We start from the raw sequence: 21,137 nt of genomic DNA, 5'->3' as shown, positions 1-21,137 counted from the left end.
TGCGAGGCCCTGAAAGGGCTGCGGCAATCCAGGGCGGCGCGCAGGATCGCCATGGAATGCCGCGTCGCCTGCGGCTCCTCGCAATGACGATGGCGGTGGGATAAACTCTTCACATGACCGCCCCCGTCACCCGCATCGATGCCATCCGCTACGCCCGGCACGAGCGCAATGCAGCAGCAAACTTCACCACGCCGGTCGACGATCACGACTTGCCGATGCCGCTCGACTATTTCGTCTGGGCGATCCACCGCGAGGGGTTTCCGCCGGTAATCGTCGACACCGGTTTCGGCGAAGCTGCTGCGGCGGCGAGGGGGCGAACGCTCATCCGGCCGGTGAACGAGGGGCTGCGCGCGGCTGGCATCGACCATCTCTCGGTGCAGGACGTGATCCTGACTCACCTGCATTACGACCATGCCGGCTCGCTCGGCCTGTTCCCCAACGCCAGGTTCCACGTGCAGGATGCCGAACTTGCCTTTGCTACCAGCCGCCATGTCTGCGACCAGCCGACCCGTGCTCCGTTCGACGGCGAGCCGGTCGCGCAGCTGGTGCGCAAGCTCTACGCCGACCACGTGGTGTTCCACGACGGCGACGAGGACTTCGCTCCCGGCATCCGCCTGCACCTCGCGCCGGGCCACACCGCAGGGCTGATGCTCGTGGCGTGCCAGACCGAGCGGGGGACCGTCGTTCTGGCGAGCGACGCCGCGCATCTTTACGCCAACCTGACCCGCAAGCTGCCCTTCCCGATCTTCGTCGACGAGGAGGAATACCGGGCGGCGCAAGAGCGCGCGCTCGAACTGGCCGGCGGCTCGCTCGACCACCTGATTCCGGGGCACGACCCGCTGGTGCTTGCTTGCTTTCACAGCGAAAACGACATCGCCCGGGTCGACCTCGCCCCGCACACCCCGATTTCGGAGACACAATGACGACTGTGGGATTCTTGGGCTTAGGCCGCATGGGCGCGCCGATGGCTGCCAACCTTCTCGGCCACGTCGATCGGCTCTTGGTGCACGACATCTCGCCCGATGCCGTGGCAGCGCTGGTCGCCAAGGGGGCTGAAGCCGCCGGCTCCGCCGCCGCCCTCGGCGCGCAGTGCGATATCGTGCTGATGAGCCTGCCGACGCCGCCGATCGTCCGCGCGGCAGCAGCGGAAATCCTCTCAGGCGGGCATCTTCGCATTCTATGCGACCTTTCGACTTCGGGACCGAAGCTGGCGCAGGAACTCCACGACATGGCATCGGCCCAGGGCGTGGCGAGTTTCGATGCCCCGGTCTCGGGCGGCATCCGCGGCGCGGAGTTGGGGACGCTGGCGATCATGTGCGGCGGGCCCGAGGTCTTGTGGGGCGAGATTGAACCAATTGTGCAGCGGCTTGGAAAGCCGTTCTACATGGGCGAGACGCCCGGCGCGGGGCAGGTGACCAAGCTCGCCAACAACCTCCTCAGCCTTGCCGCCATTGCCACCACCGCCGAGGCGATGACGCTCGGCATCAAGGCGGGGCTCGACCCCGCGCGGATGATCGAGGTGCTCAACGCCGGGACCGGGGCCAACTCGGCGACGCGCGACAAGTGGCCGCGCAGCGTCCTGCCGCGGACCTTCGACTTCGGTTTTTCCGCCCAGCTCAGCCTCAAGGACACCCGCCTCGCGCTCGATGAAGCCGCGGCGATGGGCGTACCGCTGCCGACCGGCGAACGGCTTGCCGCCCTGCTCGACCGCACTCTTGCGACTTACGGCGACGACGCCGACTTCACCGCCATGGCCAAGGTGGTGGAGGGAGACGCCGGCCTCGATCCCGAGCGCGCCGCGTGAGCGAAGATGTGCATCTGCCCGGCAGCGCTCCGGCGCGCTACCAGGTGCTCTTGGTCGTGCTGCTGTGCGTGAACTTCGGCATCCTGTTCTTCGACCGCAACGCGTTGAATTTCCTCATGCCCTACGTCCAGCCGGACCTCGGGTTGAACTACACGCAGGTCGGCATGCTCGGCTCGGCGCTGTCGCTGACCTGGGCACTTGCGGCGATCTTCGTAAGCTGGCTGAGCGACAAGGCGGGCAAGCGTAAGATACTGATCGTCGCCTGCACTGTACTGTTTGCGCTGTGCTCGGTGCTCTCTGGCCTCGCCACCAGCTTCCTGATGTTGCTCGCCGCACGGTTGGTCATGGGACTGAGCGAGGGCGGTGTCATGCCGCTCAGCCACGCAATGGTCGCCAATGAGGTGACGCCGAAGAACCGCGGCGTCGCCATGGGCATTACCCAGAACCTCGGTTCGAGCCTGATGGGTTCGACGCTCGCGCCGCTTATGCTCGTCCCGATCGCGCTGGCCTGGGGCTGGCGCAACGCCTTTTTCCTCGCCGCCTTGCCGGGCATCGTCTCGGCGCTGCTGATCTGGCTGCTGGTGATCGAGCGCAAGCTGCCGCCGCCTGCGCCGCGCGCTGCCGGATCGCGCGCGCCGGTGATGGAGGTGCTGGGCAATCGCAACGTGCTGGTGTGCAGCTTCATGGCCGTCGTGCTGGTTGCCTACCTCGTCGTCACCTGGGCCTTCATGCCGCTGGTGCTGGTGCAAATGCGCGGGATCGAGGACACGACCGCCGCGGGCTTGATGGCGGTGCTCGGAGTGTCGAGCGCGCTGTGCAGCTTCCTCATCCCGTGGCTGTCAGACCTATTCGGGCGTCGGCCCGTGATGTCGCTGTTCACGTTCGGCGGCGTGATCCTGCCGCTCGCCGCGCTTTGGTACGACGGGCCGGCGATAACGCTCGGTCTGCTGTTCTTCGTCGGCTGGATGTTCAACGGCATCTTCCCGATGTTCATGGCTACCGTGCCGCACGAGAGCGTCGCACCGCAGCAGGCGGCGACCGCGATGGGCATCGTCATGGGCCTCGGCGAAGTGCTCGGCGGTGTGCTTGCCCCTTCGCTCGCGGGAGGCCTGTCGGACAGTTACGGACTGCAGGCCGTGTGCTGGCTGCTCGTCGCGCTGGCGCTGCTTGGCGGCACGGCGGCGCTGTTCCTGCGCGAGACGGCGCCGCGCATCCTTGCCCGCAAGGGCGCAACTGCCCCACTCGCCGTCTGAAGGAGAATCCACGATGCCCCGTCCCACGGTCGAAGACGAACTGGCGATCCAGGAGCTGATGGCGCGCTACTATCGCGCCCTCGATACCGGCGACACAGAAGGATATCTCGACTGCTACACCGCCGACGGCGAGGCGACCGAAGAGACATCAGAGGGAACGCTTGAAATCCGCAAGGGGCGCGAGGACATCCGCAAGCTCATCCGCAAGTTCCACGAACGGCCCGACTTTCCCGGCCACCAGCACCTGTTCTCCAACGTGATCTTCGAGCCCGATCCTGAAGGGCGGGCCGATCACTGGCAGGTTCTGAGCTATGCCTGGGCGACGATCAACCGGCCGCCGGCCAAGCCCTATCTCCACTGGTGCGGGCACATCCGCGACATCGTCGCCAGGGAAGGCGGCGAGTGGAAGATCGCCCGCAAGGACATCATGGGCTGGGCAGGCGAAGTTCTGTCGCGCTTCGAGCAATAGGGTGGCTGTGCTTCAAGCCGCCGACGGTTGCACCGGCGGGGTTTCGAAGCTCTTGCGCTTGGCGGTCTCGCGGTCGCGTCGGTCCTTGTACTTCTTGAGCGCATAGCCGCCTGCGGCGAGCCCGATCAGGGCCGGAAGGCTGGCGCGCCGCAAGACGGTGCCGGACACGGCGCCGAGGATTGCGCCAGTCGGCCCGCTGATCGATGCCGAATGGTCCGCCACCTGCTTGCCGAGTATTGCACCGATAATCTTGCCAATCATTTCAGGTCTCCTTTGCCTTTGCTGGGAGAACCATCGGTGGCCCCCACCGGTTCCGACATGGTAAACCACTGTAGAATCATGGTTAATCCGCTGGCGGAGGGTGAGCGGGCTGCGGTAGACAGGCGAAATGAGCCTGCTTGCGATCCTTGCGCTGGCCGAGGCCGCCGTCTCCGGCGCGCCCGCCACCTATGACGGGCGGTGCATGTATCCAGCGGTACTGGGCGACCCCCGACCCGGCGAGGTCCGGCTCAGTTGCAGCCAGGTCGACACCGATGACGAGGGGATCGATTTCGTCGACCGCGAATGGAACAGCAGGATGATGCGCTTCGCCGGTATCTGGGACGGCGACTTGCTCAAGGTCCGCTCGGTCACCCCGCGCACCGGCGCGACGCTCGAGGCCAGGGGCGTGTGCCGGGTCGATCACACCAACGGCGCGGTCTCGGTGATCGCCTGCACCGCGGTTGCCGGCGGGCTGTCGTGGATAGGCAACTTCCGGGTGTCGAAGATCTAGATATCGTTGCGGATTGTCGCCAGCGCGCCGCCGTCGATCTCCCACTTCGCGCCGTTGACGTAGCTCGCCTCGTCGCTGAGCAGGAAGCTGACCACCTCGCCGACTTCGCTCGGTTGCCCGACGCGGTTGAGCGTGGCGACTTCGCCGAGCTTCTGCATGCCCGCCTCGACGCTGTCGAACATCTGTTCGAGCATTCCGACGAGCAGCGGGGTCTCGATTACCCCGGGCATGACGCAGTTCACGCGGACGCCCTTCTGCGCAACTTCGCTGGCGGCGGTGCGGGTCAGCCCGACAGCGCCGTGCTTGGCTGCGTTGTAGGCGCAGGCCCCGGCGAGCCCGCGCTCCGAGCCGATCGAGGCGGTGTTGACCACTGCGCCCGAGCCGCGCCGCACCATGTCGGGAAGGACGTGGCGCAGGCCAAGGAACATGCCGCGCAGGTTGACTGTCAGGACGCGGTCGAATTCATCGACCGGGTACTCGTGTGTCGGGGCCAGCGTCCCCTCGATTCCGGCGTTGTTGAAGAACCCGTCGACATGGCCGAATGCATCAATCGCCGCCTTGGCGTAAGCCTTCACTTGCTCCTCGTCGGCGCAGTCGGCGAGGTAGGCGTGGACGTCGTAGCCCTTGTCGTGGAGTTCGGCGGTGCGTGCTTGCAGTCGGTCCTCGGCGATATCGACCAGCATGACGCGCGCGCCTTCCCGGGCGAGGATTTCGCATGTGGCGAAGCCGATCGCCCCGGCGGCGCCGGTCACCAGCATCGACTTGCCTTCATGGCGCGGCTTCATTTCGTATCTCCCTTGCGGAACGGCAGCGTTACGAGGAACCACATCAGTTTCGGCGTCAGCAGCTTGCGGAAAGCACGCGCCTCGGCCGGGGTCAGCGTGGCGGCCATCGGCATGGTGCCGAAGACCTTGCCCTTGAGCACGAGGTTGTCGCCCTGGCGCTCGACCTTGGTGACCTGCATCAGCTCGCTCTTGTCGGCGGCGTAGATCTTCATGGCACTGAAATCCGGTCGAATTCGATGCCGACGTCCTCGGCCATGACCATCGCGGTCGCGCGGCCTGCGCCGAAGACGCCGCCGCCGGGATGCTGGAAGGGGCCGACGAGGTAGAGCCGCTCGATTCCCGGCACGCGGTACTGGCCGAGCTCCGGCGTCGGGCGGTGACTGCCCGACTGGTAGGTGGTGGTGGCGATGCCGTGGAGGTCGCCGCGGAAGAAGCTTGGGGAGGTGCGCTCCATGTCGACCGGGCTATCGCAATGATATTCCAGTACAATATCCGGCACGTTCTCGATGTAGTTGGACATCTGCGCGATCATCTTGTCGGCGAATTCGCCCTTGGCCTCGTCCCAGCTGCGCCCGTCGGGGCGCTCGTAGGGGACGTAGTCCCAGGCGTGGAAGATCGCCTTGCCCTCGGGGCAGCGGCTCGGATCGTGCTGGGTGAGCTGGCCGACGCCGATCAGCGGGGTGGGGCTCATCCCGCCATAGCGCAGCTCGTCGAAGGCGCGGCGCATGTCTTCGTAGCTGGCGGGCATGAGCTCGTACATGACCGCCGAAAGGTCGCCGGCCTTGAATTTCAGCGGTGAATGAAGCGCTGCATGGACCGTGAAACAGGCTGCGAGCGTGATGTGTGTTCGGCGGGCGTTTTTCGCCACGCTGGCCGAGACGGAGGGCACCATGTCGGGCAGCACATGCGGGTGGATCGCGCCGATCACGCCATCGGCGCAGGACAGGCGCTCGCCGCTGTCGAGCACGACGCCAGTGGCGCGGCTGCCGTCGGTCACGACCTCGCGCACCGTGCAGTTCGCCCGCACTGCGCCGCCGTGGTCCTCGATGCAGGCGATCAACGCGTTGGTCAGGCTGCCCGAGCCGCCGACCGGCACGCCGAAGCCGAACTTCTCGAGGAAACCGAGGAACACGTAGGCGCCTATCCCGGTCGCCTTCTCGTCCGGGCTGACGAGGTTCTCGCCCGCCACCCGGCCGAAGTGCGCCTTGACCTTCTCGTGTTCGAACAGCTCTTCCATCAGGTCGAAGGTGCTGACCTGCGTGGTGCGCCAGATCTCGCGGCCCTCGGCGCTCTGGTCCATCATCGCCGTTTGCGCGCCAAGCGGCATCGGCGGCGAATAGAGTCCGGCCTGGATCATCGGCAGCCATTCGGCCGCCTGCCTGCTCATGGCGAGGAAGGTCTCGGCATCCCTGGTGCTGAACTTTGCGATCGCCTCGGCCGATTTCGCCGGATCGCGGTGCAGCGGAAGCGTCGTGCCGTCCTCCCACACGCTCATCATCGGCACGTCGGGGAAGACGTACCGCAGGCCGTACTTGCGCTTGAGTCCGAGCTCGTCGTTCAGGAGCAGCGGATTGCCCTGGATGAAGATGTGGCTCATCGAGTGCTGGTCGTGCGTGAAGCCGGGCCGGGTCAGCTCGCGGCTGACCACGCCGCCGCCGAACCACTCGTTGCGCTCCAGCACCAGCACGCGCCTGCCCGCCACCGCGAGGTAGGCCGCGGCGACGAGCCCGTTGTGGCCCGATCCGATGACGATGATGTCGGCGTCACTCACCTGGTCTCTCCTGCTCTCGTCATTGCGAGGAGGCGAAGCCGACGAAGCAATCCAGGGCAGTGCAGAGCCCCCCCGGATTGCTTCGCTTCGCTCGCAATGACGAGATCTCCTGTCATTTTCGGTTTCAAATCATCGCACTCAGCGCAATGTCGGACAGCTTCCCGCAGCGCTCGATATTGGCCGCCTGCGTCATCACGCCCGCACTGCACAGCGCGAAGCTGACATCGGCTTCGGGATCGACCCAGAACATCGTGCTGCCCGCGCCGTAGTTGCCGAAGGTCTCCGGGCTGGCGAGGCTGCCGAACAGGTGGTGGAACACCCCCGTACCGCGCACCTGGAAGCCGATGCCCTGGTTGGCGGGCGGAACTTGCCACCCGGCATTCTCGGCCACCCGCTTGTAGAGCTGGTTGGGCATGTCGCCGGTGTGGACTTTGCGGGCGAGGCGGATCATCGCCGGCGAGAGGATGCGCACCTCGTCGAGCTCGCCGCCCCGGCGGAGCATTTCGGAGAAGCGGTAGAGGTCCTCGCTGGTCGAGGCGCAGCCGACGTGCGGGGCCTCGACTGCGGGGTCTTCGAACAGCGCGTGGTCGCCCTCGATGTTGCGCGAAAGGTGCTGGATCGGGACCGTCCCGCGCATGTCGGGCTTCACGTGCCGGTCCCTGAGGTCAGGACGCAGTCCCATGCTGGTGCTGTTCATCCCGAGCGGGGCGAACAGGTCCTGATGCAGCAAGGTCTGGTAATCGCGGCCCTGCGGGTCGGTGCGTACCAGCGCGGTGCCCATCAGCACGTGGTTGACCAGCGGCGAGTAGTCGCAGCGCGTACCCGGCGGCACTTCGCCCGCAACGTTTTCGATCGAGGCTTCGTACAGTTCCTGCAGCCGGTCGAGGAACATCCCCGGCTTGGGCGTCCACACGCCGGGCATGCCCGCGGTGTGGGTCAGCAGGTGGTAGAAGGTCGCGTCCTCTCGCGGCGCACCGGTGAACTCGGGCAGGACGTCCTTCACCTTGGTGGTCAGCGCGAAGCGGCCTTCCTCGATCGCCTTCATGATGAGGACGTTGGTGAAGGCCTTGGTGACCGAGAAGATCGAAAAGACGCTTTGGTACCTGAGCGGTCGCTCGCCTTCGCCGTCCTCGGCCCCGAAGGCACCGGCAAAGACGACTTCTCCGCCGCGTCCGACAGTCAGCACCGCACCGAAATAATCTCCGCGCGCGATATCGGCGAGGATGACCTCGTGAAGGGTTTCGAGCCGTTCGTGCCAGACGTTTGCCATCAAACCCCCTTGTTCGTCATTGCGAGCCCGGCCTTGCGCCGGGAGAAGCAATCCAGGGCGGCTGTGCGCGACGCTCTGGATTGCCGCGTCGCCCCGGAACAAGTCCGGGCCTCCTCGCAATGACGAAAGAAATGCAGCATTGCCGTCACCCCGCGGCGATGATGCCGCCGTCGATGGCGAGCATGGCCCCGTTGATGAATTCGGCTTCATCCGAGAGCAGAAACGCCACCGCCGCCGCGACGTCTTGCGGCGTGCCATTGCGCCTGAGCGGAATGTTCTTCGCCCGCTGTTCGTATTGCTCCGGCGTCACGAAGCCTTCGGTCGCCGGGGTCGGTACACTGCCCGGGGCGATGGCGTTGACGCGGATGCCGCGCGGGCCGAGTTCGCCGGCGAGCACCTTGGTCAGCCCGGCGATGCCGGCCTTGATCGTGGTGTAGGCGCCGGTGTTGGGCCGGCCGCGGTAGGCCACGGGCGAGGAGTAGTTGAGGATGTTGCCCCCGACGCTCTCGTCGCGGTGGGCGAGGAACGCCTGCACCCCCCAGAACACGCTCTTGAGCCCCGCCGAAAGCATCCGATCGAGCGTCTCCTCGGTCACCGCCTCGATCGGCTCGTAGACCAGCACGCTGGCGTTGTTGATCACCGCTCGAAGCGGTCCGGCGTCGCGCGCGAATGCCTCCGCGACGTCGAAAAACGCCTGGCGTCGCCCGAGATCGGCTTCGTAGGCGAAGGCCTTGCCGCCGGATGCCGCGATGGCTGCCGTGACGTCACGCGCGGTATTGCCGTTGACGTCGGCGACGCCGACGATCGCGCCCTCGCTGGCGAGGTGCTTGGCGATCCCTTCGCCCAGCCCGCGCCCGGCGCCGGAAATCAGGATCGGCCGTCCGTCGAACTTCGCCATTGGCGTCATTCCATCCCGAACAGCTTGGCGGTGTAATGGCTGTCCATGTACTCGCGCATGGCGTCGATCTTGCCGTTCGAGACTTCGAACACCCAGCAATAGTCGTTCTCGTAGATGAGGCCGTCGAGCGTCTTGCCGGTCGAATAGCTCTCGACGCAAACCCACGGCCCGGCACTGAACATGTTCTGGACGTGGACCTTGGGGTCGCCCGGCTCGAACATCCCGCGCACCGGGGCGAGGAACTTGTCGATGATGTCCATGCCGATGTGCTTGCCGGCCCCGGCGATGTCCTTGACCTTGGGCTCCCACACCGAGTGCTCGTGATAGAATGCGCGCAGCTTCTCGAGGTCGCCCGAGGACAGGACCTCGAAGAAGTCGAGCACGAGCTGCTCGTTGGCGTTCTGGGCAGTGACCGTCATTGCTTGGTCCTCATTTCAGGCCTCTCGCTTCATCGCTCGGAGGCGGGATATTGGGCATGTCGCCGCCCTGGTGCAGGGCGACGTGGCCGTAGCGGCTCTTGAACTGCCAGCGGCCCTCGACCTTGACGTAGTGGTCCTCGAACCCGCCGACATAGAGCCCGCCCGCGGGCTGCGGCGGCTCGGTGGCAGAGTGGCATGAAAGCATGGCGAGGTAGTTGGTCCCGCGCGCCTCGGTCTCGCTGATCGCATCGACCAGCACGTTGCTGACGATGTGGCGGACGAGGATCGGCGGACGGTCGCGGAAGATCGCCTGCACCCGGGCGCGGCCGAAGAACGGGAAATCCGGCTGGAACGGCCGGGCGAACTCGCAGTCCTCGGTGAACAACGCGGCGAGCGCGGCATGGTCGCCGTTGTCGGCATACTTGGCGAAGAGCAGCGGCAGCCGCCCGCAGGCGGCCTCGATCTGCAGGCGGGTGAGGGCGTCCATCACTCGGTCTCCGCGTCGATTTCGGCGAAGGCCTCGTTGACGATGCGGAAGCTGTCGACCGCCGCCGGGATGCCGGCATATATGCCGACCTGCAGCAGAACTTCGCGGATTTCCTCGCGCGTCAGGCCGTTGTTGAGCGCGCCGCGGGTGTGAATCTTGAGCTCGTGGCTGCGTCCCAGGACCGCGATCATGGCCAGGTTGATCAGGCTGCGGTCGCGCCGCGGCAGTTGGTCCTCGCGCCCCCAGTTCCATCCCCAGCAATAGGTTGCGACCAGCTCCTGCAGCGGCGCGTTGAACGGGTTCGGGTTGGCCGTCGCGCGGTCGACATAGGCGTCGCCCAGCACCTCGCGGCGGATCTTCATGCCCTTGTCGTAGAGTTCCTTGTCCATTTTCTCTTTCCTGAAACTTACCTCGTCACCCCCGCGAAGGCGGGGGTCCAGCTGACCTTGCGGCAAGCGGAGGGGATGGATGGATTCCCGCCTGCGCGGGAATGACGAAGGCGGGCGTACAAGGCGGCCATCAGAGCGCGCCGTAAACCGCGTCGATCAGCCGCCGCGCACGCGGGCCGTTGTCGCCGACGGCGTGCATCTGGTTGCAGCAATAGGAGAAGCCGAGCTTCGCATCCGGATCGCCGAAGCCGATCGAGCCGCCGAGGCCGTGGTGGCCGAAGCTGCGCATGTTGGGGCCCATGTAGACCGCCTCGGGCGTGTTGAGCAGCACTCCGTTGGCCTGGTGGTAGGGCCGGTCCTGCAGCAGCTCGACCTGGTTGTGCTGCTCGGTGATCATGCGTTCGAGCTGGTCCTTCGACATCAGCGAGACACCGTCGACCTCGCCCACCGTCGCGCCGTAGATGCGCGCCACGCTGCGGGCATTGCCGTGGCCCGATCCGCTGGCGATTTCGCAGGTGCGCCAGATCGGCGAGTTCATCGTCGTGTGCCACGGCTCGGCCGGGTTCTGCAGAAAAGCGAAGCTGCGCAGCACCGCGCCGTCCTGCCATCCTTCGGGCGTGGACGGCTTGGGCGGGATCTCGACGTCCTTGGCGGCAAATAGCCGCGCCTTGGTGTTGGGCAGCACTTCGGCGACGTGCGCCTGCTGCTGCTCGTCCATGCCGCCGATGTAGTATTCGGCGCGCAGGTGCTCGGTGACGTTCTCCTTGAGGAACGGACCGACCGTCATGCCGGTAACCCGGCGCATGATCTCGCCGAGCAGGAAGCCCTGGTTGTGCACGTGGTAGGCGGCGCGGGTGCCCGGCTGCCACAGCGGATGCTGCGCCTCCAGCGCCTTGATGTAGGCTGGGTAGTCGAAGAACCCGCCGGGATACATAACGTCGTCGGTCAAGACCGGGATCGCCGCGGTGTGGTCGAGGACCATCCGGACGGTGATATCCTGCTTCCCGTTCTGCGCGAACTCGGGCCAGTAGTGCGCGATCCGAAGGTCGGGATCGATCAGGCCCCGATCGACGCACATGTTGAAACATACGCCGGTCACGCCCTTGGCGACGCTCATCATGCAGACCGTCGAGTGCTCGTCCCATTCTTCGGAAAGGTCCGCACGGGCCCAGCCGCCCCACAGGTCGACAACCGTTTCGCCGTCGATCACCACCGAACAGGCGGCGCCGAGTTCCTCTTCCTGCCGGAAGTTCTCGTAGAACGCCTCCACGGCCGGGGCGAATTTCTCGTCGTAGCGTCCACGCAACGGGTATTCCCCGCCGCGCGCAGATATGGTTTCGTGGAATTCGGCGAGTGCCAAGTCTCTCTCCCAAATGCCGAGCCGTTGCGACTCTAACGCGCGTTAGCGTAGGCCAGCGCACTGGCCAGCGAAAGGCCCTTTGCACGCTAACGATCATTGCGCCATGAGTGGCGCATGGGAGATTGCGATGTGCTGGTCGTCGGCGGCGGGCCGACCGGGTTCGTAACCGCGCTGGGGCTGGCGCAGGCGGGCGTTTCGGTCTGCCTGATCGAAGCCGGCCCGGCGATCATCAGCAGCCCGCGTGCCTGCGTCTATCACTGGTCGATGCTCGACGGGCTCGAGCGGCTCGGCATTCGCGAAGAGGCCGAGCGGATCGGCTACACAAAGGACGACTACCTCTGGCTGCGCAAGGCGACCGGCGAGGAGATGCCCTACGACCTCAAGGTCCTCGATCGGGTCACGCGCTTCAACTACAACATTCAGCTCGGGCAGGACATGCTGGCCGATATCTGCCTGCGCCGGCTGCAGGCGATGCGCAAGGCCGAGATTCGCTGGAACACCGCCTTCACCGGACTGGTGCAGGATGCCGATGGCGTGACCGTTGGTGCCGACGGTCCGGATGGCCCGGTCGAACTGCGCGCGAAGTGGGTCGTCGGGGCGGACGGGGCGAGCAGCTCGGTCAGGCAGGCGTCAGGCCTCTCCTTCGACGGCATGACCTGGCCCGAACGCTTCGTCGCTACCAACGTCCGCCACGACTTCGAGAGCGGCGGCTACTGGCAATCGACCATGGTTATCGACGAGAAGTGGGGCGCGGTGATCGTCAAGATTACCCGAGACGGGCTGTGGCGTTGCACCTTCATGGAAGACATGGCCCTGCCCGAGGAAAGCTATCTCGACCGCATACCCGACGCCTATGCCAACCTGCTGCCGGGTGAGGGCGGCTACGAACTGGTCCAGTCCTCGCCCTACAAGATGCACCAGCGTTGCGCCTCGACTTTCCGGCTGGGCCGAACGGTGCTGGCGGGCGATGCCGCCCATGTCACCAACCCGACAGGCGGCTTCGGCCTGACGACCGGGCTGTTCGACGCCTATTCGCTGTGGCCGACGCTGGCGGCGATCGTGCTCGACGGCGCCGATCCGGCATTGCTCGATACCTGGGCTGAGGAGCGCCGGGCGATCTTCCTCGACAAGACCAGCCCGCAGGCCTGCGCCTACAAGGACTTCGTCTTCCACGCCTGCGGCGGCAGCGGTGAGCGACTCGACGCGGCGCTGGACGGCATGCGCCGCATGGTACGCGATCCCGACTACCGGCTCGAACGGCTGATGTTCACCAAGGGGCTTGAGACGACGAGCCCGGCCGAACGCTAGAAGTAGGCGATTGTCCTGACTTCGATCGACTGGCGCGGCGCAGCGTCGGGCGGGGTGTTGGGATCATCGAACGCGCTGTGGGCGGTGAACTGGATGGCTTCGGGGTCGCTGTCGAACAGCTTGAAGACCAGTGCCTCCCACGGCTGCATGTGCGGCACCCAGTACCAGCGGTGGCCCGGGTGGTAGGCGAGGTTGAATCCCCATAGCGAGCGGCGATTGAAGTCGCCGAGCCCGCCGACGACTTCGCTGTCGAACAGGTCCTCGCACCATACCGTGCGGGCGTCGCAGACGGCGAGCGGTGCACTTTCGACCATGACTATGGGACGCCAGACATTGATCAGCATGTGCCGCCGCTCAAGCCGTCGCTCGGCCTCGTCCGGGGGGAGCAGCTCGCGAGTGAAATCGGCCACAGATTCTTCGCCGTAATCGACGTGGGCGCCGAAAGCTGGCTGGTTGTGATCGGTGGCGTCCGTCGCGTTTGACCGCAGCATCGGCCCGAAACTGACAACCTTGTCTGCGCCCGTCAGACGACGGACTACGCCTTCGGCCTGGCGGCAGTAACGCTTCAGTTCGGCCGCGTCAGTGAAATCGGTTACGCAGGTCGGTTCGTCGACGACTACGAAGCCGTTGCGTTCGATCGAGAGTTCGCGGATTTTCGGTCGTACATCGCGAATTTTCACGCGGTGCTCGTCGACCGGCCAGTAGCTCTTGGAGCGGTCCCCGGGATGGAACGTGGCCTTCTCGCCGCGCACCACATATTTCATTACCGACTCGACGTCGCAGATTATTGCCTCACCCATGGCGCCTCCCTACCCCGTTTCAGTTAACGACGCGAGAGATTCGCTCCTGGCAAGAATCCGGGGGTTGGTTTCGGCAACAAGAAATGCCGTCAAACCGGCAAGTATCGCCAGCCCCATCTGGACATAGAGTGGCACCGCCAGGCCGTACTGGTCGCCGAGCCAGCCGGCGATCGGCGGTCCGAACACGCCGCCAGAAAGCTCGCCGATCGCGACCACCAGCCCCATCGCCGTGGCGGCGCGGGCCCGCCCTAGCGTCTCCGCCGGGATCACTCCCATGAACAGCGGGAAGGTGCCGAGGCCCATCCAGCTGACGAACAGCATCGCCGTGAGCAGCTGCACCGGCCCGTCGAACCACAGCAGGGCGGCCGGCGCCAGCGCCATGAGGAACGCAAACAGGATCAGCAGCGGGCGGCGTCCGAAACGGTCGGACAGCCAGGTCACGACCACTCCTCCCACGGCCGGGCAAATGCCGACCACCGCCATCACGTTCGACCAGGTCTTCGGCTCCATGCCCTTGGGTCCGTCCATGTAGAGCGGCATGAAGATCGATCCGACGACCACGGTCCCGACAGCGAAACAGCTCACGACCGAACAGACCCAGATGTTCCGTTCGGCCAGCATGGCCCAGGGCGACAGTGCGGGGGCAGCCACCCTTGTTGCGGCCGGCGCCGGTCTGGGCTCGCGAATCAGCCACCAGATGAGCACCGCCAGCAGCAGGCCCGGAACGCCCGAGATGTAGAACGCCCAGCGCCAGTCGAGCGCCTCGGCGACACGCACGAGGATGATCGGCGCGATGGCGGTGCCGAGGATCGAGCCGAACGCGTTCTGCACAATCCCGGCGTTGAGCCCGCGGCGGCTCTCCGCCGAGGCGGCGACCATGATGGCGAGGCAGATCGGCAAGAAGGGCCCTTCCGCCGCGCCCATCACGACGCGGGCAGCGAACAGCGTCCCGAAACTCCACGACAGCCCCGAGAACACCGAGCACAGCGAGAACAGCACAAGAGCGCCGAGCAGGAACGGTTTGCGCCGCCCGATCGAATCCGACCAGCGGCCGACGAAATAGGCGCCCAGCGCCCAGGTGGCCGAGAGCGCCGAGCCGAGCCAGCCGATTTGCGCGTTGGTGAGATCGAGGTCCTTCTGCACGAACGGCGCGAGGAACGTCATCGCCATCCGGTCGAAGTAGGCGAAGCCGTAGGCCAGGCCGAGCAGCACGAGGACTCGGAGCTCGTATCCCCGCGGGGAGGATTCGCCCGCAATTCCAGCAGTTTGCATGAACAATCCCTCTCCACCCGAAGGGCAGATAAGTGCCGCGTGGGTTTGACCTTGGCAAGATCGCCAGCGCAACAATCGTATTGCCGGGCCGCTCGCCGGTGTTGCTTGTTTGCGACAACTTGCGACAATGTGGCTAATTCGTGCCCGAATGTTTGCCTTGGCTGTTTTCCCCCGCCGTAACACTTGTTAATGTTGTTAACGGAGAGGAGTGCCGGCGGGACGTCCCGCCCAATCACCTTTTATCAATGGATATGGTGCCGGTGTGACTGGCGCTGGCCGTTGATCGTCAGGGAGCGCGGGTGAAGCCACTCGCTTTGGGAGGATTTTTGATGAACTTGAAGAGTTTCGCACTCGTTTCGTCGATTGCGGTCATGGCGGCCCTTGCCAGTCCGGCCTATGCGCAGGATGATGGTCAGAGCACGGCTGCCGGCCAGGAGGATTCCGATAGTCGTCCGAACGAAATCATCGTCACCGCAGAATTCCGCGAAGCCAACCTGCAAGACACCCCGATCGCGATCACCGCGGTCAACTCGGAAATGCTGGAGGCTCGCGGGCAAACCGACATTTCCCAGGTCGCCGCGCAGGCGCCGAACGTCTCGCTCCGTCCACAGCCTCAGAACGGCGGTTCGGGCCTGATCGCGTTCATCCGCGGCGTCGGCCAGGTTGACTTCAACTACGCGCTCGATCCGGGCGTCGGCGTCTACGTAGACGACGTCTACATCCCGACGCTGTCAAGCTCGCTGCTCGAACTGATCGACCTTGACCGCGTCGAAATCCTCCGCGGTCCTCAGGGCACTCTGGCGGGCAAGAACTCGATCGGCGGCGCCATAAAGCTTTTCTCGCAGAAGCCGAAGGGCGACAACTCCGGCTCGCTCAGGGTCGAGTACGGTTCGTACAACATGATCCAGGTCCGCGGCATGGCCGATTTCGCGATCAGCGAAGACCTGGCGATGCGCATCTCGGGAGTCAGCCGCAGCAAGGATGGCTACGTCGCCATGCTCGACTATGGCACGACCCACCCGAACTCGAACGTACCGGGCAACAATGCTCGTGGCCGTGGTAACGGGGACTACTCGACAATGGGCGGTGAAAGCCTGGTCGCGGCCCGCGCTGCGTTGCGATATCAGCATGACGCGCTCGAGATCAACATTTCCGGCGACTACACCCGCCAGCATGACGAGGCGATCCCGACCGTGCTGATCGCGGCAGGCGCGCCTTCGCCGGCAGGCGTTCCGTCGGACATCGGTTTCGATCCGACCGTCCCGAATCCTTCGACCTCGCTCACCAATACCTTCACTCCGATCCCCTGGCTGGTTGGCAAGAACGGTAATGCAGTTCGGCTCAGCTGCGCATTCGTTCCGGCCGGTCCGTACAGCTGCGATACCGGTGGTGACCTGCTGGGTTGGGATCCGCGTTTCGTCAGCTATTCCAGCTTCATGGATGCGATGCAGCCCAATCCGCAGGCGCCGTACAAGCCGTACTTCGCGTTGCCGATCACCCAGTTCACAGGCTGGGGTATTCACGGCAATCTGACCTACGACATCAACGACGACATGCAGCTGGTCTACATCGGTTCGTACCGCACCTACGAATCGAAGTGGGGCCAGGACCAGGACGCCACCCCGATCCCCGTCGCCCAGCTCGACAACCAGCTCAACCACAAGGCATGGAGTTCGGAAGTCCGCTTCAACTTCGGCACGTCCGACGGGCTGCTCGAAGGCACCGTCGGCGGGTTCTACCTGCACCAGAACGGGCGCTACACCGCGCGCGTCGACCTCAACTACGTCAACCCGACCATCGACTTCATCCATGGCCCGGACACCACGCCGAGCACCACGAAGGCGCTGTTCGGCACCGTGACGCTACACCCGATCGAAGCGATGAGCATCACCGGCGGTGTGCGCTACACGAAGGACAAGAAGGTCTACACCTACTACCGCTCCAACCCGGACACCACGATCCCGAATGGCTTCAATTGCTTTGTCGCCAACGGCGTGTTCTCCGAACCGAACTGCATCCTTTCCGGCCTGTTCGGAATTCCGGGCAAGTTCAAGGGCGACCGTTGGGACTGGCGTATCGTCGGCGATTTCCGCTGGTCCGACAACTTCCTGACGTATGCGTCGGTATCGACCGGGTTCAAGGGCGGTGGCGTGAACCCGCGTCCGTTCGTGGCCGACCAGGCCCTGCCGTTCCGGCCGGAAACCCTGACGACCTACGAAGTCGGCTTCAAGTCGGACTTCCTCGATCGACGGGTCCGACTGAATGGTGCGGCGTTCCTGAACAAGTACAACGACATCATCCTGGGCAAGCTGATCTGTCCGGAATCGAGCCTGCCTTCGCCGTGTTTGCGTCCGGAGAACATCGGTTCGGCCGACGTAAAGGGCTTCGAACTCGAAACCCAGATCTACCCGGTCGACGGCCTGTCGCTGGACGGCTCAATCGCCGTGCTCGACTTCAAGTACACCAGCCCGTCGACCGGCGGCCTGCTGGACGGAACCGTCATCCCTGCCGGCGGCATCACGCCGTACACGCCGGAGCTGACCTATTCGTTTGGTGTCCAGTACGACTACGAGATGGACGCCGGTACGGTTAGCGCACGTTTCGACGGTTCCTACCAGGACAGCGTGTACGTCAACTCGGAGAACACCAACTGGGGCAAGGTTCCCAGCCGCTTCCTGGGTAACGCTCGCCTGACCTACGCGACCGCCGAGAGTGACTGGAAGTTCTCGGTCGAGGTCCAAAACGTGTTCGACAAGTACTACTTCATGTCGAAGAGCGATGCGACGGCCAACTCGCTTGGCGTCGTGACCGGTGTGCCCGGCCTGCCGCGCACCTGGTCTGTCTCGGTCGAGAAGAAGTTCTGATCGGACCTTGCCCCGGCTTCGGCCGGGGCGGCGCCTGAATTGCTGGGGCGCGGATCTTCGGATCCGCGCCCTTTCCTTTTGGACAAAGAAAAGGCCCGCGCACGGCGGGCCTTCCATGTCGGCAATGACGCGGCCGCAATCAGTCGGTGTTGAGCCGTTCGCGCATTTCCTTGCCAGGCTTGAAGTACGGCACCCGCTTGGGAGGGACATCGACCGGCTCGCCCGTACGCGGGTTGCGCCCGGTGCGGGCGTCGCGTCCGCGAGTGGAGAATGCGCCAAAGCCGCGCAGTTCGACCCGGCCGCGGTCGGCCAAGCGCTTGCCGATCTCGTCGAAGAATATCGACACGACCTGCTCGACCTCGTCGGGACGCAGTTCGGGGTTCTCTGCTGAAATGGCTTGGAGAAGCTCAGAACGGATCATGCGGTACCTCCTCCGGCGACCGTGCTAACACAACGTGTCTGGCTGTCCTTGAGCGCAAGCCATGTCACAGTACCAGTGAGCGACCCGATATGTGCTAAATTGGCAGACAAACGCAGCAAGCGCAATCGCTTGGCGACATTCCTGATACATTTTGTCGAGAAGGCGAGAGTCAGGCGCGCTCGATGAGATTTTCGAGCACGATGCCGAGGCGATCCATGCGCTCACGCACGGCAGGCCATTCCTCGTCGAGGAAGCGGCGGCGCTCGCGCTCACGCAGTTGCTCGGCAGCGCCCTTGGCTACGAACATTCCGACCCCACGCTGGACCCTAATCAGCCCATCGGCCTGGAACTGTTGGTAGGCCTTGGCAACCGTCAGCGGGTTGGCGCCCTGCTCGGTGGCGAAAGCCCGCACCGAGGGGAGCATTTCGCCTTCCTCGTAGCGGCCCTCGATAATTGCCGCGGCAATCAGGTCGCGTAGCTTGAGGTAGACCGGGCGCGTATCGTCACTCATCAGTGCATCAGTGCCATAATACAGCGTAGCGGGTCAAGCCGCGATGCCGGTTTCGCGTGAAACGAAACACGCTTCACATGGGCGAATAGGACGCTAGGGTGCGCGCCTTCCCCACATGTGGCGGCAACAAGGACGAGGGTCGGATGAAAGATATTGCGGCGTGGAATGAAGGTGACTGGATCGCGGCGATCGCCGCCGTATCGCTGTTCGCCATCCTGGCGATCGGCGGAATCATCGCCACCCGCAAGAGCGAAGAGGTGGTCGGCCACCCGCGCGGCCTGTTCGTGCTGTTCTACGCCGAGATGTGGGAGCGCTTCTCCTACTACGGCATGCGCGCACTGCTGATCCTCTACCTGACCAAGTTCTGGCTGTTCAACGACGGCAAGGCCAACCTGATCTACGGCGCCTATACCAGCCTCGTCTACATCACCCCGGTACTCGGCGGCTATCTCGCTGACCGCTGGCTCGGCCAGCGCAAGGCGGTGCTGTTCGGCGGCATCGTGCTCGCCTTCGGCCACCTGTTCATGGCCTACGAAGGTATGCAAGGCGTAACCGACCCGGCCGCCAAGCAGGCGGATTTCGCTATCAACGTGTTCTGGCTGGCGCTGTCGCTGATCATCGTCGGCTCGGGTTTCCTCAAGGCCAACATCTCGGTCATCGTCGGCCAGCTCTACCGCATGACCGACGGCCGCCGCGATTCGGCCTACACGATCTTCTACATGGGCGTGAATGTCGGCGCGGCGTTCGGCACGATCCTCGTCGGCTATCTCGGCGAGACGGTCGGCTGGTCCTACGGCTTCGGGCTTGCCGGCATCGGCATGGTGCTCGGCCTGATCATCTTCGCACTCGGCCGTCCGGCCCTGAAGGGCAATGGCGAACCGCCTGCGCCGCTGGCGAAGAGCAACGAGATGAAGCTCTACGCCACCGGCATCGCCGCGGTCGGGGTGATCTGGTTCCTCATCCAGTACCAGAACGTGATCGGCGGCATCCTCGCCTTCTTCGGTTTCGCAATGCTTGCCTACACGCTCTACGAAGCGTTCAAGCTGCCCAGGGAACCGCGCCAGCGGATGTTCGCGATCCTGTTCCTGATCGCGCTCAACCCGGTGTTCTGGGGACTTTTCGAACAGGCTGGCGGATCGCTGTCTCTCTACACTGACAAGTTCGTCGACCGCGGCGGCGTGCCGACCTCGCTGTTCCAGTCGATCAACGCCATCTACATCGTCCTGCTCGGGCCGGTGTTCGCTGCGCTGTGGCAATACCTCGGCAAGCGTGGCATCGAGCCTTCAGCGCCGGCCAAGTTCGGCCTGGCCCTATTCCAGGTCGGGCTCGGCTTCCTCGTCTTCGTATGGGGCGCCGGAACAGGGGATCCGGCGGTCATGACCGGCGTCGTCTTCGTGTTCCTGATCTACCTGCTGCACACCACCGGCGAGCTGTGCCTTTCGCCCGTGGGTCTCTCGGCCATGACGAGGCTAGCCCCGTTGCACCTCGGCAGCTTCATCATGGGTGCCTGGTTCTACATGACCGCGGTCGGCAACTTCGTCGCCGGCAAGATCGGTGAGGCGACCGGCGGCGAAAGCGGAACGATGTCGAAGAGCCTGACGCTCGACATCTATTCCAAGATCGGCTGGATCACCATCGGCGTCTCCGTGGTCGTGCTGGCGGTCAGCCCCTGGGTGAAGCGCCTGATGCACCTCGACACGCTCAAGGACCGCGCCGAGCTTGCCGGCAGCGACGAACTGGCCGAGCCAGAAGCGGCCGGCGCCCACCCGGCACAGGGCTGACCCGGATGCGCCACCTCCGCTTAGCCGCGCTCGCCGCGCTCGCCCTCCCTGCCGCTGCACTGGCGCAGGACGAGGCCGCTCCCGACCGCTCGCAGGACATGGCCTGGCACATGGCCCAGCAGCAGGCGCTGGCCAGCCGGACCATGGCCGAAGGCTGGTCGTGGTTGCCCGGCGGCGTCCTGTGGCGCCGGACCAAGGGCAACGGCGGCGGCGCGCATCCCACAGTCGATGACACGGTCACCGTCCACTACGTCGGCACCTTCGTCGACGGCGAGACCTTCGACAGCTCGCGCCAGCGCGGGCAGCCGGCGACCTTCCCGCTAGGCGGCCTGATCAAGGCCTGGCAGGAAGCGATCCCGATGGCCGGGGTGGGCGACACGATCGAGCTCGCGATACCGGCGGCCATGGCCTACGGCCCGGTCGGCAGGGGCCCGATCCCGGGCGACGCAACGCTGCTGTTCGAGATCGAGCTGCTCGGCATCGAATAAACCCGCCGTCGAGGT

At 65.1% G+C, this 21,137-nt stretch carries 23 protein-coding genes; 9 read left to right on the top strand and 14 right to left on the bottom strand.

All coding sequences use genetic code 11. The features are described from left to right. The first annotated feature begins 113 nt into the window (after positions 1–113). Genes GRI89_RS10250 through GRI89_RS10235 form a run of 4 tightly spaced genes read left to right on the top strand, consistent with a single transcriptional unit; the run spans position 114 to position 3,526 of the window. Positions 114–923: an N-acyl homoserine lactonase family protein gene (locus tag GRI89_RS10250; protein ID WP_159794808.1), complete on the top strand. Its 810-nt coding sequence runs from the start codon at positions 114–116 to the stop codon at positions 921–923. Further along, positions 920–1,804 (top strand): NAD(P)-dependent oxidoreductase, encoded by an 885-nt coding sequence (locus tag GRI89_RS10245; protein WP_159794806.1) that lies wholly within the window; start codon positions 920–922, stop codon positions 1,802–1,804. Before GRI89_RS10250 ends, GRI89_RS10245 begins: the two co-directional genes overlap by 4 nt. After that, positions 1,801–3,057: an MFS transporter gene (locus GRI89_RS10240; protein WP_328598203.1), complete on the top strand. Its 1,257-nt coding sequence runs from the start codon at positions 1,801–1,803 to the stop codon at positions 3,055–3,057. Before GRI89_RS10245 ends, GRI89_RS10240 begins: the two co-directional genes overlap by 4 nt. Positions 3,058–3,070: 13 nt before the next feature. Beyond that, a complete protein-coding gene (locus tag GRI89_RS10235) occupies positions 3,071–3,526 on the top strand; it encodes a nuclear transport factor 2 family protein (RefSeq protein WP_159794804.1) in 456 nt (151 codons plus the stop codon). A gap of 12 nt (positions 3,527–3,538) precedes the next feature. On the opposite strand, the gene GRI89_RS10230 is transcribed toward GRI89_RS10235, so the two are convergent. Next, positions 3,539–3,787, bottom strand: coding sequence for a hypothetical protein (locus GRI89_RS10230; protein WP_159794802.1), 249 nt, complete (start codon positions 3,785–3,787; stop codon positions 3,539–3,541). 127 nt (positions 3,788–3,914) lie between these two features. Here GRI89_RS10230 and GRI89_RS10225 point away from each other — a divergent pair, with 127 nt between their 5' ends. Next, a complete protein-coding gene (locus GRI89_RS10225) occupies positions 3,915–4,298 on the top strand; it encodes a hypothetical protein (protein WP_159794800.1) in 384 nt (127 codons plus the stop codon). On the opposite strand, the gene GRI89_RS10220 is transcribed toward GRI89_RS10225, so the two are convergent. The 9 genes from GRI89_RS10220 to GRI89_RS10180 form a co-directional block, all read right to left on the bottom strand. Continuing rightward, a complete protein-coding gene (locus GRI89_RS10220) occupies positions 4,295–5,083 on the bottom strand; it encodes an SDR family NAD(P)-dependent oxidoreductase (protein WP_159794798.1) in 789 nt (262 codons plus the stop codon). The genes GRI89_RS10225 and GRI89_RS10220 overlap by 4 nt on opposite strands. Beyond that, positions 5,080–5,295: a hypothetical protein gene (locus GRI89_RS10215; RefSeq protein ID WP_159794796.1), complete on the bottom strand. Its 216-nt coding sequence runs from the start codon at positions 5,293–5,295 to the stop codon at positions 5,080–5,082. Before GRI89_RS10215 ends, GRI89_RS10220 begins: the two co-directional genes overlap by 4 nt. Further along, complete coding sequence (locus GRI89_RS10210; protein ID WP_159794794.1) at positions 5,292–6,854, bottom strand: phytoene desaturase family protein; 1,563 nt, start codon at positions 6,852–6,854, stop codon at positions 5,292–5,294. Before GRI89_RS10210 ends, GRI89_RS10215 begins: the two co-directional genes overlap by 4 nt. Before the next feature lie 124 nt (positions 6,855–6,978). After that, entirely contained in the window at positions 6,979–8,124 is a 1,146-nt protein-coding gene (locus GRI89_RS10205) for a serine hydrolase domain-containing protein (RefSeq protein ID WP_159794792.1), read from the bottom strand. A gap of 145 nt (positions 8,125–8,269) precedes the next feature. Beyond that, on the bottom strand, positions 8,270–9,022 hold the full coding sequence (locus tag GRI89_RS10200; protein ID WP_159794790.1) for an SDR family NAD(P)-dependent oxidoreductase: 753 nt from the start codon (positions 9,020–9,022) through the stop codon (positions 8,270–8,272). A gap of 5 nt (positions 9,023–9,027) precedes the next feature. Then, the gene (locus tag GRI89_RS10195) at positions 9,028–9,441 is read right to left on the bottom strand and encodes a nuclear transport factor 2 family protein (protein WP_159794788.1); all 414 of its coding nucleotides are present in this window, start codon (positions 9,439–9,441) and stop codon (positions 9,028–9,030) included. A gap of 10 nt (positions 9,442–9,451) precedes the next feature. After that, a complete protein-coding gene (locus tag GRI89_RS10190; protein ID WP_159794786.1) occupies positions 9,452–9,928 on the bottom strand; it encodes a nuclear transport factor 2 family protein in 477 nt (158 codons plus the stop codon). After that, positions 9,928–10,317 (bottom strand): carboxymuconolactone decarboxylase family protein, encoded by a 390-nt coding sequence (locus tag GRI89_RS10185; RefSeq protein ID WP_159794784.1) that lies wholly within the window; start codon positions 10,315–10,317, stop codon positions 9,928–9,930. The genes GRI89_RS10190 and GRI89_RS10185 overlap by 1 nt, the downstream gene beginning before the upstream one ends. Before the next feature lie 130 nt (positions 10,318–10,447). Then, positions 10,448–11,677, bottom strand: coding sequence for a serine hydrolase domain-containing protein (locus GRI89_RS10180; RefSeq protein WP_159794782.1), 1,230 nt, complete (start codon positions 11,675–11,677; stop codon positions 10,448–10,450). Between the two features lie 114 nt (positions 11,678–11,791). Here GRI89_RS10180 and GRI89_RS10175 point away from each other — a divergent pair, with 114 nt between their 5' ends. Next, entirely contained in the window at positions 11,792–12,985 is a 1,194-nt protein-coding gene (locus tag GRI89_RS10175) for an FAD-dependent oxidoreductase (protein ID WP_159794780.1), read from the top strand. Here GRI89_RS10175 and GRI89_RS10170 read toward each other — a convergent pair. After that, complete coding sequence (locus tag GRI89_RS10170; protein WP_159794778.1) at positions 12,982–13,785, bottom strand: CmcJ/NvfI family oxidoreductase; 804 nt, start codon at positions 13,783–13,785, stop codon at positions 12,982–12,984. The genes GRI89_RS10175 and GRI89_RS10170 overlap by 4 nt on opposite strands. A 9-nt stretch (positions 13,786–13,794) precedes the next feature. Continuing rightward, positions 13,795–15,057 carry an MFS transporter gene (locus GRI89_RS10165; RefSeq protein WP_159794776.1) on the bottom strand — a complete coding sequence of 421 codons (1,263 nt, stop codon included), beginning with the start codon at positions 15,055–15,057 and terminating at the stop codon, positions 13,795–13,797. Positions 15,058–15,386: 329 nt separating this feature from the next. Here GRI89_RS10165 and GRI89_RS10160 point away from each other — a divergent pair, with 329 nt between their 5' ends. After that, on the top strand, positions 15,387–17,921 hold the full coding sequence (locus GRI89_RS10160) for a TonB-dependent receptor (RefSeq protein ID WP_159794774.1): 2,535 nt from the start codon (positions 15,387–15,389) through the stop codon (positions 17,919–17,921). Between the two features lie 139 nt (positions 17,922–18,060). On the opposite strand, the gene GRI89_RS10155 is transcribed toward GRI89_RS10160, so the two are convergent. Then, a complete protein-coding gene (locus tag GRI89_RS10155) occupies positions 18,061–18,342 on the bottom strand; it encodes an integration host factor subunit beta (protein WP_159794772.1) in 282 nt (93 codons plus the stop codon). A 169-nt stretch (positions 18,343–18,511) separates the two neighbouring features. Next, positions 18,512–18,853, bottom strand: coding sequence for a GntR family transcriptional regulator (locus tag GRI89_RS10150; protein ID WP_159794770.1), 342 nt, complete (start codon positions 18,851–18,853; stop codon positions 18,512–18,514). 143 nt (positions 18,854–18,996) lie between these two features. Here GRI89_RS10150 and GRI89_RS10145 point away from each other — a divergent pair, with 143 nt between their 5' ends. Further along, entirely contained in the window at positions 18,997–20,634 is a 1,638-nt protein-coding gene (locus tag GRI89_RS10145; RefSeq protein WP_159794768.1) for a peptide MFS transporter, read from the top strand. Positions 20,635–20,639: 5 nt separating this feature from the next. After that, entirely contained in the window at positions 20,640–21,122 is a 483-nt protein-coding gene (locus GRI89_RS10140; protein WP_159794766.1) for an FKBP-type peptidyl-prolyl cis-trans isomerase, read from the top strand. The last annotated feature ends 15 nt before the right edge of the window (positions 21,123–21,137 follow it).

It is taken from the genome of Croceibacterium salegens, assembly GCF_009827435.1.
Classification (GTDB): domain Bacteria; phylum Pseudomonadota; class Alphaproteobacteria; order Sphingomonadales; family Sphingomonadaceae; genus Croceibacterium_B; species Croceibacterium_B salegens.
Note: the sequence above shows the minus strand (reverse complement) of the source record. Positions and strands in the feature narration are given on the sequence as shown.